Below are 14275 nucleotides of genomic sequence, written 5' to 3' on the forward strand. Positions count from 1 at the left end.
TGAAGGGCCAATGAGCGAGCAATGAGCGGCCAATGAGCAAGCAATCAGCGGCCGTGCTGGCGGCCACCGACTAGCACGACGACCTTTTGCGCTACATGGACTTGCGGCAGGTTTGCGCGAACCGTCCTACAATCCTCGAAACCTTCTAAGCAAAGCTGCCGATCTGCTATGCGGCAGCCGCGCACGCGCGCATGACGTTTCGCGCGCGGCTTTTCCCCACATAACATAGTCCCTGCCATGTTCACGAGACTTCGCGAAGACATTGCCACGATCCGCGAGCGCGATCCCGCCGCCCGCAGTGCCTGGGAAGTGCTCACGTGTTATCCGGGCTTGCACGCGCTGGTGCTGCACCGGTTCGCGCATGCGTGCTGGCGAGCGCGGCGCCGTTGGCTCGCGCGTTTCGTTTCGCAGATGGCGCGCTTCATGACGGGCATCGAGATTCATCCGGGCGCGACCGTTGGACGGCGAGTCTTCATCGATCACGGCATGGGCGTGGTGATCGGCGAGACCGCGCAGATCGGCGACGATTGCACGATCTATCAGGGCGTCACGCTCGGCGGCACGTCGCTTACACGCGGCGCGAAACGGCATCCGACGCTGGAGCGCGGCGTGATCGTGGGCGCGGGCGCGAAGGTGCTCGGCGGGTTCACGATCGGCGCGGACGCGAAGATCGGCTCGAATGCGGTGGTGACGAAGCCTGTGCCCGCCGGCGGGACGGCGGTCGGCAATCCGGCGCGAATCATCGTGCCGGCGGCGGCTGCTGCTGTATCTGCCGTGGCGAAGGCTGCCGCTGTTGGCATGCCGGTCAATGGTCGCGCGGGTGTAGCTTCGCATGCCACGGCGAACGACGGCGCTTTGTCGAATGGCGTGACGCGCGATGACGAACACGCGAAAGTTGCAGCCAGGCGCAGCGATTTTTGCGCGTACGGCATCACGCCGAATGCAGACGATCCTGTGTCGCTCGCCATCCACGGGCTGATCGATCATGCCGCGACGCAAGCGAAGCGCATCGATGAAATCGTCGTGGCGCTCGAGCATCTGGGTACGAGCCTGGAAGGCCTGCAAGGCGCCGATGCCGCGCTGCTCGATTTACGCCGTTTGTCCGCGGCGATCGCGGGCAAGGTGGAGGGGACGGTGGCCGCGCGTTGAAGGCTCGAAGATGCGCGGGGCCGTGAGCGCGGCACCGCCTCTTCATGCCACCGTCGGCGGCACAGCACATCATCATGCGGCCGGAGGCGGGGCGCAGCGTGGTCTCGCTGCTACGCGTAAGACACGACCTTTTCATGCCGCCGTGGCGGCGCATCGCCTCGTCACGCCGCGGGTGAAACACCACCTCATCACGCCGCGCAACGCACCACCTCTCACCACCGCTCTCAATCGAGCGGTAACGCCCGAATCCCTTCCGAATCGACGCGCAAATAACCGCCGCGTCGCTCGCCATGATCGAGATCCCAGTCGGGCAGCACCCAGCGTATGCCGCCCGGCTCGCGATGACGCGCGGGGCGGTGCGTGTGCCCGTGAATCATCGTCGCCGCTTTCGACCACTTGAACAATGCGGCGACGCCTTTGGGCGTCACGTCGTATTTGAGTGAAACGGGACGCATGCGGCCGCCCTCGCTCTTCGCCCGCATGTTTTCCGCGAGCGCCTGACGCCACGAAAAGGGCGACGCGAGAAACAGCATCTGCGCAAGGCGGTTGCGCGCGAATCCGCGAAACAGTTGATAACCGCGGTCCGCGGTGCACAGACGGTCGCCATGCGCGACCGCAATGCGCGTGCCGAATGCGGTGATCACGAACGGGTCGGGCAGCCAGATCGCGCCGGCCGCTTTCATGAAACGCTTGCCGAGCAGAAAGTCGCGATTGCCGTGCATGATGTAGAGCGCAATGCCGCGCTCGGTCAGCGTGTGCAACAGCGCGGCCATCCGCGCGACGAACGGCTCGGCGAGCATGTCGTCGCCGATCCAGTACTCGAACAGATCGCCGAGAATAAAGACCGAGTCGGCCTGGTCGGCGTTGACGCGAATGAAGTGTTCGAACGCGGCGACCGTGCGCGGGATCGCCTCGCTCAAATGAATGTCGGAGAGGAACAAAAACGGGCGTGCGGCGTGCGGGCGTTTGCCCTCGCCAGGCACGCCCGCGGCGACGCTTCGCAGCGGCTTTTCTTGCAGCATTGAAGGTGCCTGTATCGCAGTTTTTCTAGTTAAGGCGCGTCCGCAATCAGTCGACGACCACGGCTTTTTCGATCACGACGTCGTCGACCGGCACGTCCTGATGAAAGCCCTTCGAGCCCGTCTTGACCTTCTTGATCTTCTCGACGATGTCCATGCCTTCGACCACCTTGCCGAACACCGCATAGCCCCAGCCTTGCGGCGTCGGCGACGAGTGGTTCAGGAAGTCGTTGTCGTTCACGTTGATGAAGAATTGCGCGGTCGCCGAATGCGGGTCGTTCGTGCGAGCCATCGCGATCGAGCCGTTCACGTTCTTCAGACCGTTGTTCGCTTCGTTGTTGATCGGCTCGGCCGTCGGCTTCTGCTTCATGCCGGGTTCGAAGCCGCCGCCCTGAATCATGAAGCCGTCGATCACGCGGTGAAACACCGTGTTGTCGTAGTGGCCGGCCTTCACGTAGTTGAGGAAGTTCTCAACCGACTTCGGCGCTTTCTCGGCGTCCAGTTCCAGTTTGATGACGCCGTGGTTCGTATGCAGTTCAACCATGATGGAATCCTTTGATGAACGGGGTGGGTGGAAAAGACGCGGCGAGCCGTCGTGCGCTGTGCAATCTGTGCGCGTCGATGCGTTTGACGGCGGGCCGCGCGGGGCGTGAGTTCGACGCTTCTACGCGTGCGTGATGTTCAGTGTTGTTCCGTGTTGCTCTGGGTTGTTCCGTTACTTGCCGCCGACCACGGTAGCCGATTCGATCACGATCGGCTTTTGCGGCACGTCGCCCATCGGACCGCGCGTGGTGGTCGGCGCGGCTTCGATCTTCTTCACGACGTCCATGCCGCTCGTCACCTTGCCGAACACCGCGTAGCCGTTACCGTCCGGATTCGGATAGTCGAGGCCCGCGTTGTCCACCGTGTTGATGAAGAACTGTGCGGTCGCGGAGTTCGGGTCGCTGGTGCGCGCCATCGCGAGCGTGCCCATCGTGTTCTTCAGACCGTTACGGCTTTCGAGCGGAATCGGCGCGCGCGTGGGCTTCTCCGCGAAGCTCTGCGTGTAGCCGCCGCCCTGGATCATGAAGCCGCGAATCACGCGATGAAAAATCGTGCCGCTGTACTGGCCGGACTTCACATAGTCGAGAAAGTTGGCGACCGTTTTGGGCGCTTTCTCAGGATACAACTCGACGCGAATATCGCCTTCCGACGTCTTGAGGAGGACGGACGGATGCGCGGCTTGCGAACCGGACTGGGCGAACGCGGGTGCGTTCGCGATCAGGGCGGCGCTGCCGAGCGCCAACATCAACCATTTCATGAAAATCCTCAGGGTTGGACAAAACGTATGACCGCGACGGCGGCCTTATTGCGAGGGTGCCATGTAAGGCGGCATGGCGAGCGAGCCGTTGGGCCCGCCGTACTGGAAGCTCGGCGTTTGCGTCATGTTCGCGGTGGAGCCGGGCGTGTATTCCTGCGGCGCGGCCGCGGCCCGTTTCGGCGCTTTCGCGGTCTTCGGCGGCGATACGATTTTCTGGATGTCGGCGATGCGCTGCGTGGTCGTGGCGTTCGCCTTGCCGAGGCTTTGCGCGCGGCGATACGCTTCGTTGGCCATGCGCAGATAGAGGTCGCCCAGGTTCTCGTAAGCGAGACCGTAACCGGGGTTGACCTTGGTCGCGGTTTCGAGCGCCGCGCGTGCTTCCGCGTAGCGGCCGTGCTTGGCGTAGAGCGCGGCGAGGTTGTTGTACGGCTCGGGCAACTCCGGATACAACTGCGTGAGTTCGGTGAACGCGGTGATCGCTTCGTCGTCGCGGTTCAGATGCGCGAGCACCGTGGCGCGCTTGAACTTCGCCTGCGCGTCACGCGGATTCGACGCGATGCGCGCATCGAGTTGCGTCAGCGAGGCTTGCCAGTCCTTTTGCGCGATGGACGCGTCGATCTCCGGCGTGTTGTCGCGCACGGCAGGCCCTTGCGGCATGGTAGGCGTTTTCTGCGCGAAGGCGGCGGCGCCCGGCAGCATGCCGAGCGCGACGGCCACGGCGACGCGCAGCGTGACGGCGCGCGCGAACTTGCCGCCAGCGCCGTGCACTGAGCCACGCACCGAAGTGCCAACAGAGGCGCGGACAGGGGCGCGAACAAGGCCGCCAACAGAGGCGCGAACAAGGGTGCCGGCAAGGCCGCCAAACGCCGTCGCGGCGAGGGTCGCAGCGCTGCGCGCGCGGCCGCTGGAAGGTTTCATAGGCTCGGGTCTGGGTGTTATACTCCGAGCCATTCTAACAAAAGGTCTGCGCGTTCCGTCGAACCGCCGGCTGTCTTTTCGCCACTCGTGGTCGTCTCCGCCTTGATAGCAGTCTGACCGCCGCACCAGGTGCACCGGTTTGCTGCTGTGCGTGTTTCAACAGTCGCCGCTGTGCGTGTTTCACGTCGGGCAATAGTCTGGTCATCAAGAAGTCTGATCAGAGCCCGTCCGAACAGGTAACAGGCAATAGGCAACAGTCGGCAACAATTCGTCCCCGCCGTCGTGTTCGGGGGCGGCACGCACGAAACACATTGCGGATTTCTTTCGGCCCACGCACCGTTCTCTATGGAATCACTGCGCATCTACAACACGCTCGCGCGTGACAAGCAAACTTTCGTGCCCCTGCAAGCAGGCGTCGTGCGGATGTACGTCTGCGGGATGACCGTGTACGACTATTGTCACGTCGGTCATGCGCGTGTCATGGTCGTGTTCGACATCGTGCAGCGGTGGCTGCGCACGCTCGGCTACCAGGTCACGTACGTGCGCAACATCACGGACATCGACGACAAGATCATTCGTCGCGCCGTCGAAAACGGCGAGACGATCAAGTCGCTGACCGATCGCTTCATCAATGCGTTGCATGAAGATGCGGACGCGCTCGGCATCGCGCGTCCCGACATCGAGCCGCGCGCCACCGACTTCATTCCGCAGATGCTCGGCATGATCGAGACGCTCGAGGCGAACGGCTACGCGTATCAGGCGAGCGACGGCGACGTGAACTACGCGGTGCGCAAGTTCGCGGGCTACGGCAAGCTCTCCGGCAAGTCGCTCGAGGATCTGCGTGCGGGCGAGCGCGTCGCCGCGAACGACGCGAAAGAAGATCCGCTCGACTTCGTGTTGTGGAAGCAGTCGAAAGAGGGCGAACCCGCGGACACGGGCTGGGACTCGAAGTATGGCCGCGGCCGTCCTGGTTGGCATATCGAATGCTCGGCTATGGGGTGCGCGCTGCTCGGCGAACGTTTCGACATTCATGGCGGCGGACAGGACCTGCAGTTCCGCACCACGAAAACGAAATCGCGCAAAGTGAAGCTGCGACCGGTCAAACGTTCGTGAATTACTGGATGCACAACGGCTACGTACAGATCGACAATGAGAAGATGTCGAAGTCGTTGAATAATTTCTTTACGATTCGCGAGGTATTGGCGCAGTACGATGCCGAGGTCGTGCGTTTTTTCATCGCACGCGCGCACTATCGTTCGCCGCTGAACTACAGCGACGTGCATATCGACGACGCCCGCAACGCCCTCGGCCGCCTTTACACGGCGCTGAAAGACGTGACGCCGGACGGCGCCGCGCTCGACTGGAACGAAGCGCATGCGCAGCGTTTCCAGGCAGCCATGAACGACGACTTCAACACGCCGGTTGCGGTGTCGGTGTTGTTCGAGCTGGCAACTGAAGTGAACCGCACGCGCGACCCCGCGCTGGCCCGTCAACTGCGCTCGCTCGGCGCGGTGCTCGGGCTGCTCGGGCGCGAGCCGCGTGCATACCTGCAGCAGGCAGCGGGCGCCGCGGTAGAAGGCGCGCTGGAACCCGCCGCGATCGAAGCGAAGATCGCCGAGCGCGTGGCCGCCAAGCAGGCGAAGGACTATGCAGCAGCAGACCGGATCCGGGCGGAATTGCTCGAGGCCGGCGTTGCACTTGAAGACAAACCCGGCGGGCTAACCGAGTGGCGGCGCGTGTGAGCGCACCTCGTACTTCCCTCTGAACGACTCGCCAGGCAGGAGGCAGGATGGCAACGGCCACGAAGACGCCGGCTAAACGAGCCACGTCTCAAACAAACGCGGCAGCCGCGCCCAAGTCGACTCGAACGTCGGCGCGCACGGCAAGCGGCGCGGTGAAGGCAGCAACGTCGAAAGGCGCGGGAGCGGCGGCAAAAACCGTTGGCGGCGCCTCGAAGAAGACGGCGGTCAAGCGCGCGTTGAACGGCGCGTCCGCGCCTGCGCATGTGGGTTCGTCCGCGGCGTCGTCGCTTTCGTCCGCCACGCGGCGCACGAAGGCGTCGTCCGCGAAGGCATCGCGTGCGAAGCCGAGTAGCGCGAACGGCGCGTTGCCGGCCGAACTTGCGGGCGACGTGCAGGAGCTCGCGCGCGTCGCGAAAACGCGAGAGAACCAGGAAGGCGAGATCGTGCGCAAGACGCGCGCGTCGTCTTCGGCGGGCGGCGAAGCGGCGAGCGCAAGCGAGGTCGCGGTGCCGGTGCAGATCGCCGGGCTTGCGCCCGAAGTCACGCGTCCGGACTACTGGGACAAGGCGTGTGCCGACCTCGTCAAACGCGACCGCATTCTGAAGAAGCTGATTCCGAAGTTCGGTCCGGTGCATCTGTTGAGCCGCGGCGATCCGTTCGTCACGCTCGCGCGCTCGGTGGTCGGTCAGCAGATTTCGGTGGCGTCCGCGCAGGCCGTCTGGGCCAAAGTCGCGGCGGCTTGTCCGAAGCTCGTGCCGCAGCAGTTCATCAAGCTGGGTCAGGAAAAGCTCACGGCATGCGGCTTGTCGAGGCGCAAGGCGGAGTATGTGCTCGACCTCGCGCAGCATTTCGTGTCGGGTGCATTGCACGTCGGCAAGTGGCGGTCCATGGAAGACGAGGCGGTGATCGCCGAACTCACGCAGATTCGCGGCATCGGCCGCTGGACTGCGGAGATGTTCCTGATCTTCAACCTGTCACGTCCCGATGTGCTGCCGCTCGACGACCTCGGTCTGATCCGCGCGATCAGCGTGAATTACTTTAGTGGCGAACCGGTCACGCGCAGCGAAGCGCGCGAGGTCGCGGCGAACTGGGAGCCGTGGCGCACCGTCGCCACCTGGTATATGTGGCGTAGTCTGGACCCGTTGCCGGTCGACTACTGAAAGCAGAAGAAGCAATGCCGCTTGGCGAAACTATCAATTGTTAGATTTTGATAGTTGCGAAGTGGTTTTGACATCGGCGAGCGCGGTTAGAATACGCGCTGCCGGTAAGTCCAAGGATTAAAACCAATGAAGACCACCTTTCTGGATTTCGAACAGCCGATCGCTGAACTCGAAGCGAAGATCGAAGAATTGCGCTTCGTGCAGGACGATTCGGCCGTCGATATTTCGGAAGAGATCGAGCGGCTGTCCAAGAAAAGCCAGCAGCTCACGAAAGATCTGTACGCGAACCTCACGCCGTGGCAGGTTTCGCAAATCGCCCGACATCCGCAGCGCCCGTACACGTTTGACTACGTGAACGAGCTCTTCACCGATTTCCACGAGTTGCACGGCGACCGCCACTATGCGGACGACCTGTCGATCGTCGGCGGCCTCGCGCGTTTCAATGGCCAGGCCTGCATGGTGATCGGCCATCAGAAGGGCCGCGACACGAAAGAGCGCGCGCTGCGCAACTTCGGCATGCCGCGCCCGGAAGGCTATCGGAAGGCCGAGCGTCTGATGCGTCTCGCCGAAAAATTCAGCCTGCCGATCTTCACGTTCATCGACACGCCCGGCGCCTATCCTGGCATCGGCGCGGAAGAACGCGGGCAGTCGGAAGCAATCGGCCGCAATCTGTATGTCATGGCCGAACTGAAGACGCCGCTGATCGCGACGATCATCGGCGAGGGCGGTTCGGGCGGCGCGTTGGCTATCGCGGTCGGCGACAGCGTGTTGATGCTGCAATTCTCGACCTATTCGGTGATTTCGCCGGAAGGCTGCGCGTCGATTCTGTGGAAAAGCGCGGCCAAGGCGCCGGAAGCCGCCGAGGCGCTCGGTCTCACCGCGCATCGTCTGAAGGCGCTGGGTCTGATCGACAAGATCGTCAACGAGCCGCTCGGCGGCGCGCATCGCGATCCGAAGGGCATGGCGGCGATGCTGCGCCGTGCGCTCGCCGATTCGCTGCGTCAGTTCCAGGGCATGAGCATCAACGACTTGCGCGAACGCCGTTTCGAACGTTTGATGTCGTACGGCAAGTTCAAGGAAACGACGCCGGGCGTCTGAGCCCGCGCGCGTTTTCTTTCGTCCATCGGCGCGACGCATGACTAATGCAACCGCGCTAGCGACATGACTCCCATCGCCGAATCGCCTGCGGACCGCCTCGTTCTCGAGGCGGTTCGTGTTGCGTTTGCCGCGCTGCCCGCGAGCGCGCGCGTTGCCGTTGCGTTTAGCGGCGGCGTCGATTCGAGCGTGCTGCTGGACGCGGCCGTGCGTGTCGCCGGCTCGTCGCGTTGCATCGCGTTTCATGTGCATCACGGCCTGAGTCCGAACGCCGATGCGTGGCTCGCGCATTGCGAGGCGTTCGCGCGCGAACGCGAGGTCGAGTTCGTCGTGCGTTACGTCGACGTTTCGCGCGATGCGGGCGTGAGCGTGGAGGCCGCGGCGCGCGATGCGCGTTATCGCGCGCTCGACGCACTGTGCGCGGCGCACCGCATCGGCTGGCTATGGCTCGCGCAGCACGCGGACGATCAGGCGGAGACCGTGCTGCTGCAACTGTTGCGCGGCGCGGGCCTCGCGGGCCTCGCGGCGATGGCGCCGGAGTTTTCGCCTGCGGGCGCCGCGGCGGCGCGCGTGCGGCCGTTGCTTCATCTGCTGCGCGCACAGATCGAACGCTATGCGAGCGCGCGCGAACTGCGCTGGATCGACGACGAATCGAATGCGGACACGCGCTATGCGCGCAACGCGCTGCGCCACCAGGTCACGCCCGCGTTGGCCGTTCACTTCCCCGGTTTCCGCGACGCGCTCGCGCGCACGGCGTCGCATGCGGCGTCGGCGCAGCGCTTGCTCGATGAGCTTGCGCGCATCGACCTCGACGCCGTCTCGCGCGACGACGGCAGCGCGCTCTCGCATGACGCGCTCATCGCACTCGATGACGACCGCGCGCTCAATCTGATGCGTTACTGGATGCGCTCGCAGGGCTTCATCGCGGCGTCGAGCGCGCGTCTTGGCGATGCGCTGCGGCAACTGCGCGAAGTGGGCGAGGGCGGTGACGGGCATCGTCTGCGCGTCGATCATGCGGGTCATGCGCTGCGCAGCTATCGCGGGCTGGTGTATTGGGAAGCGGGCGACAGCAGCGATCCCGCCGACGAAACTTCGCTTGCGGCGCGCGAGATCAGCGAGTTGGTGTGGCAGGGGCAAGCGACGTGGCGCTTGCCGCAATGGCGCGGGACGTTTGTGTTTGAAGCGGTTGACGCTTTAGCGGTGAACGCGGCGAATGCCACCAATGCCATTAACGCCGCGCTCAACGACACCATTCCGATGAGCCTGCTGCAACAGGCACCACTGCGCGCGCGTTCGCGCAACGGCGGCGAACGCATGCGCACGAGCGACGCGCCGGGCGCGCGTAGTCGAACGCTGAAGAACCTGTTCCAGGAGCGCGGCATTCCCGCGTGGAAGCGCGACGTGCCGCTGCTTTTTCTCGGCGATGAACTGCTGTTCGTCCCGTTGCTCGGCGTGAACCACGCGGCGTCGCACGCTGACGTAGCGCCGGACGAAGCGCGCGTGCGAATCGTCTGGCGCGAGGACTTGCTGATCGCCTGACCGGCCGGTCGGGCACTGGCTTCATCGAACGGGTTGTCGTCCAAATAGGGCGCGATTCTGAGCGCGAGCTAAAGCGCGAATATGCATTACGGAACGCCGCGCAAGCGCCGCGGCACGCGTCGCCACGGCCTTCGCAGCTTGTCTTTTTGCCTCTGATCGGGTACGTTAACTTGTTTGCCCGACCCGCTTTTGCCCTCGCTTTTGTCGGTTTTCCGATCGTGATCCGAGTTTTCCGGTAAGCCATTAGCGATCAATCACGGGCAAATCCGCGCGTGCTGCACGCGCGCTGCATCTACGCCGCCACACACTTCGCCGCCGTTCACAAGACGTTGCGCCCCTGTGCTTTTGTGCGGTCGTCGCGAGCGCGCCAGCGCGGTTTCTCCTTCAGTTCAGAACGACAATGGCACTCATCGTACATAAATACGGCGGCACTTCGATGGGCTCGGTCGAGCGCATCAAGAACGTCGCCAAGCGCGTCGCGAAATGGCAAAAGGCCGGCCACAAGATGGTCGTCGTGCCGTCGGCAATGTCCGGCGAAACCAACCGCTTGCTCGGCCTCGCGAAAGAGATCACGAGCCAGCCGAGCCCGCGCGAACTCGACATGATCGCCGCGACCGGCGAGCAGGTCAGCTCAGGGCTGCTCGCCATCGCGCTGCAGGAAGCCGGCGTCGACGCGGTGAGCTACGCGGGTTGGCAAGTGCCGGTCAAAACGGATAGCGCGTTCACGAAAGCGCGCATTAGCGACATCGACGGCGAGCGCGTGCTGCGCGATCTCGACGCGGGCAAGGTGGTCGTGATCACGGGCTTCCAGGGCATCGACCCGGACGGCAACATCACGACGCTCGGCCGCGGCGGCTCGGACACGTCGGCGGTCGCGGTCGCGGCTGCGTTGAAGGCCGACGAGTGCCTGATTTATACGGACGTCGACGGTGTTTACACGACCGACCCGCGCGTGGTCGAAGAGGCTCGCCGGCTCGATCGCGTGACGTTCGAAGAAATGCTGGAAATGGCAAGCCTGGGTTCGAAGGTGTTGCAGATCCGCTCGGTGGAATTCGCCGGCAAATATCAGGTGAAGACGCGCGTGCTGTCGAGCCTGACCGATCCGCTCATCCCGCTCGACGCTGAAATGAAGTCGGGCACCCTGATTACTTTTGAAGAAGACGAGACCATGGAAAAAGCAGTCATCTCGGGCATCGCGTTCCAGCGCGACGAAGCTCGCATCGCGGTGATGGGTGTGCCCGACAAGCCGGGCATCGCGTATCAGATTCTCGGCCCGGTGGCGGACGCGAATATCGACGTGGACATGATCATCCAGAACCAGAGCGTCGAAGGCAAAACGGCGTTCACGTTCACGGTGGGTCGCGGCGATTATCAGCGCGCGATGGACATCCTCACGAACCAGGTGAAGGGTCACGTGCAGGCCGAGCAGGTGCTGGGCGATCCGAAGGTGTCGAAGGTTTCGGTGGTCGGCGTGGGCATGCGTTCGCATGTGGGCATCGCGAGCACGATGTTCCGCACGCTATCGGAAGAGGGCATCAACATCCAGATGATCTCGACGTCCGAAATCAAGATTTCGGTGCTGATCGACGAGAAGTATATGGAGCTCGCAGTGCGCGCGCTGCATAAGGCGTTCGAACTGGATCAGGCGTAACTGGGTGTGATTTGGTAGAAGCGGCGGGGCGTGCAGGAGCGCCTCGTTCGTTGTTGTACATATGCGTGGCCTGGCGAAAAAAATCCTTCGTCAATGACGACATTGGCACAAAAAGTGTTCGTCGGACATTGACCTTGGCGGTCCGGCCCGCTATTATCTTGGCTTCGTCGCGCTGACTCCCTGCGCGAGCGAAAGTTTGGGAGACGTGGCCGAGAGGTCGAAGGCACTCCCCTGCTAAGGGAGCATCTGGGCCAAAACCTGGATCGAGGGTTCGAATCCCTCCGTCTCCGCCAGGAGCACCTCCCGGGACATCTCACCATGTCCCGGACTAAACCCCGGAAGGCCGCCACAAGCGCCTTCCGGGGTTTTTTCTTGTGCCGGACCTTCCCGCTTCATACCCCCCAATTGCAACCGGAAGTATGGGTAGTAGTATGGGTAGCAGGGAGGTCGCCATGAGCTCAAATCCGCGCTCCATCCACCGTCTTTCCGCGCTTGGCGTCGCGCGCCTGAAGAAGCCCGGCCATTACTGCGATGGCGGCGGCCTGTATCTTCAGGTGTCGGTGTCGCGTACGCGATCGTGGGTCTACCGCTTCCGGCGCGAAGGCCGCTTGCGTGAGATGGGGCTGGGATCACTGCATGTCGTCTCACTTGCTGAGGCACGCGAACTTGCAGCGCGCTGCCGCAGGATGCTGTTCGAAGGTGCTGATCCGATCGAGGCACGGCGTGCGGAGCGCGCACAGCAGGTCGCGATAGCCGCACGCAGCCGTACGTTTGATGAGTGCACCAGGGCATTCATCAAGGCGAACCGCGCAGGCTGGAAAAACGAAAAGCACGTGGCGCAATGGGAGAACACGCTGGCCACCTATGCTTCACCCATTATCGGCGCGCTTGCCGTGCGCGATATCGACACGACGCTCATCGTGAGCGTGCTCGAGCCAGTCTGGCAGATGAAGCCCGAGACGGCCAGCCGCGTGCGCGGGCGCATCGAGTCGGTGCTCGACTGGGCGACGGTGCACCGGTACCGGGAAGGCGAGAATCCGGCACGATGGAAGGGGCACCTCGACAAGATTCTGCCCGCGCGCACAAAGGTGCGGAAGGTCCAGCACCATGCCGCCCTGCCGTACAGGGAGTCGGCAGCGTTCATGAAGGCACTGCGCGCGCAGGACGGCCTGGCGGCCCGCGCGCTCGAACTGCTCATCCTGACAGCGGCCAGGACAAACGAAATCATCGGGGCGGTTCGCAGTGAGTTCGACCTGGAAGCGGCTTCATGGACGGTGCCCGCCGAGCGGATGAAGGCCAAAAGGGCCCACCGGATTCCGCTATCTGGTTCTGCGCTTGCACTGGTGCGCCGGCTGCTTGACGAGGCTGACGGCGACCTGCTGTTCCCGGGGGCGAAGAAGGGCAGGCCGCTGTCGAACATGGCCATGCTTACGGTTCTGCGCCGGATGAAGCGCACGGGCCTCACCGTGCACGGATTTCGTTCGACGTTCCGTGACTGGGCGGCGGAGTGTACGACCTATCCCAACGAGATGGCGGAGATGGCGCTGGCGCACACCGTGGATGACAAGGTCGAGGCCGCATACCGGCGTGGCGATATGTTCCAGCGTCGCAGGCAGATGATGGACGACTGGGCGGCGTACTGTGCGGTGAAGGGGTAGCTGACCTAGGACCACTCCAATGTCTGTGCGCGGGGCCCACTGCACGCCGGATTTGACGGGCGCTGTCGGTGATTCACGGCCGCGCCGGATCCGCGTGCGTCCGAGCTACTTTGCCTGAAATAGTGAGGTTTTTGCTGGGAGCCAAATGCTGGAGCAAGAATCGACCGGTGGTCGCTGGCGGGTGGGAACTGTTTGGTAGCCATGGGACGTTCGCGGCCGTGGATCGGCCTGCACTGTAGCAACGTTTCTCCTGACGGGATGTTTGATGTGGTTACGGCAGCACGCTAGTCTGGGGCTGTCCGGTGGCATCCGGACGTCGTCAGGAGGACCAGCGTGATGAACCACGAGCATATTGACGGCCACGAAAGCGCGAAGCCGCGCCTTATTCGCCTTCCCGAAGTGCGCATGCGAGTGAGCCTTGGGGCGAGCACAGTCTACCGGTATCTGGCAGCAGGCAAGTTTCCAAGGCCGGTCGAGATTGGCGGCGGAAGGGTAGCGTGGTACGAAAGCGAGATTGACGCGTGGATCGCAAACCGCAAGGTGGCAGGCACGCGTGTGTCAAGATGATCTGTTCGACGCACGCCCACTACGTCATGCGTGATGGCTGGCTCCACGCCGTGGCGAGTCGGGCGATGAGGCGTGGGGCTGACACTGTCCTGACATGCAGTCGGGCACCGCCGTCGATGGTCCATGCAGCGGCGGGGCCGGGCGGTGGACGCAGACGCGCGCGGCGGCCTCATGAGCTATTCGACGATTAGATATTATTTTGGAATCCGTACTGTCATGACTGTCCCGGATTACGTAATCCGTGTTCACAAATCGATGCGTTTCAATCTGGCTTGTTTGCGGCTGTCCTGAACCGCTCTCCGAGGGGCAAGCTGATTCGCAACGCCGGTATGATGAGCGTCGTTATCTCCGGTGGCGCCGTTTGTCCGGGCGACGAGATTTCGCGTCCTACTTCCTCCCAAACCCCATCGAGAACTCGAGCGAGTGTAGGTGAGATATCTCCTTTCGGTCGAGGGCGTGTGAAAACGCGAGAGTACT

At 63.4% G+C, this 14275-nt stretch carries 11 protein-coding genes, 1 tRNA gene and 1 pseudogene; 9 read left to right on the top strand and 4 right to left on the bottom strand.

The window, feature by feature from the left end:
* The first annotated feature begins 237 nt into the window (after positions 1 to 237).
* Complete coding sequence (gene cysE, locus BGRAMDRAFT_RS24090) at positions 238 to 1149, top strand: serine O-acetyltransferase (protein ID WP_006051473.1); 912 nt, start codon at positions 238 to 240, stop codon at positions 1147 to 1149.
* A 224-nt stretch (positions 1150 to 1373) separates the two neighbouring features.
* Here the strand turns inward: cysE and BGRAMDRAFT_RS24095 are convergent, their stop codons facing one another.
* The 4 genes from BGRAMDRAFT_RS24095 to BGRAMDRAFT_RS24110 all read right to left on the bottom strand — a co-directional run bounded on the left by BGRAMDRAFT_RS24095 (position 1374) and on the right by BGRAMDRAFT_RS24110 (position 4386).
* Entirely contained in the window at positions 1374 to 2171 is a 798-nt protein-coding gene (locus tag BGRAMDRAFT_RS24095) for a UDP-2,3-diacylglucosamine diphosphatase (RefSeq protein ID WP_006051474.1), read from the bottom strand.
* Between the two features lie 46 nt (positions 2172 to 2217).
* Positions 2218 to 2712 (bottom strand): peptidylprolyl isomerase, encoded by a 495-nt coding sequence (locus BGRAMDRAFT_RS24100; RefSeq protein WP_006051475.1) that lies wholly within the window; start codon positions 2710 to 2712, stop codon positions 2218 to 2220.
* 171 nt (positions 2713 to 2883) lie between these two features.
* On the bottom strand, positions 2884 to 3468 hold the full coding sequence (locus tag BGRAMDRAFT_RS24105) for a peptidylprolyl isomerase (protein ID WP_006051476.1): 585 nt from the start codon (positions 3466 to 3468) through the stop codon (positions 2884 to 2886).
* A 45-nt stretch (positions 3469 to 3513) separates the two neighbouring features.
* The gene (locus BGRAMDRAFT_RS24110; RefSeq protein WP_006051477.1) at positions 3514 to 4386 is read right to left on the bottom strand and encodes a tetratricopeptide repeat protein; all 873 of its coding nucleotides are present in this window, start codon (positions 4384 to 4386) and stop codon (positions 3514 to 3516) included.
* A gap of 345 nt (positions 4387 to 4731) precedes the next feature.
* Here BGRAMDRAFT_RS24110 and cysS point away from each other — a divergent pair.
* The 8 genes and pseudogenes from cysS to BGRAMDRAFT_RS24150 all read left to right on the top strand — a co-directional run bounded on the left by cysS (position 4732) and on the right by BGRAMDRAFT_RS24150 (position 13798).
* Positions 4732 to 6128, top strand: a pseudogene (cysS, locus tag BGRAMDRAFT_RS24115) (cysteine--tRNA ligase).
* Positions 6129 to 6175: 47 nt separating this feature from the next.
* Positions 6176 to 7288, top strand: a complete 1113-nt coding sequence (locus BGRAMDRAFT_RS24120) for an endonuclease III domain-containing protein (protein WP_006051480.1) — start codon at positions 6176 to 6178, stop codon at positions 7286 to 7288.
* Between the two features lie 126 nt (positions 7289 to 7414).
* Complete coding sequence (locus tag BGRAMDRAFT_RS24125) at positions 7415 to 8386, top strand: acetyl-CoA carboxylase carboxyltransferase subunit alpha (protein ID WP_006051481.1); 972 nt, start codon at positions 7415 to 7417, stop codon at positions 8384 to 8386.
* A gap of 63 nt (positions 8387 to 8449) precedes the next feature.
* Positions 8450 to 9922, top strand: a complete 1473-nt coding sequence (gene tilS / locus BGRAMDRAFT_RS24130) for a tRNA lysidine(34) synthetase TilS (protein ID WP_006051482.1) — start codon at positions 8450 to 8452, stop codon at positions 9920 to 9922.
* A gap of 400 nt (positions 9923 to 10322) precedes the next feature.
* Positions 10323 to 11573: an aspartate kinase gene (locus BGRAMDRAFT_RS24135; protein ID WP_006051483.1), complete on the top strand. Its 1251-nt coding sequence runs from the start codon at positions 10323 to 10325 to the stop codon at positions 11571 to 11573.
* A gap of 199 nt (positions 11574 to 11772) precedes the next feature.
* Positions 11773 to 11866, top strand: a tRNA-Ser gene (locus tag BGRAMDRAFT_RS24140).
* Between the two features lie 159 nt (positions 11867 to 12025).
* Positions 12026 to 13231, top strand: a complete 1206-nt coding sequence (locus BGRAMDRAFT_RS24145; RefSeq protein ID WP_006051484.1) for a tyrosine-type recombinase/integrase — start codon at positions 12026 to 12028, stop codon at positions 13229 to 13231.
* Between the two features lie 336 nt (positions 13232 to 13567).
* A complete protein-coding gene (locus tag BGRAMDRAFT_RS24150) occupies positions 13568 to 13798 on the top strand; it encodes a helix-turn-helix transcriptional regulator (protein ID WP_006051485.1) in 231 nt (76 codons plus the stop codon).
* The last annotated feature ends 477 nt before the right edge of the window (positions 13799 to 14275 follow it).

This window comes from Paraburkholderia graminis C4D1M (assembly GCF_000172415.1).
Lineage (GTDB): Bacteria > Pseudomonadota > Gammaproteobacteria > Burkholderiales > Burkholderiaceae > Paraburkholderia > Paraburkholderia graminis.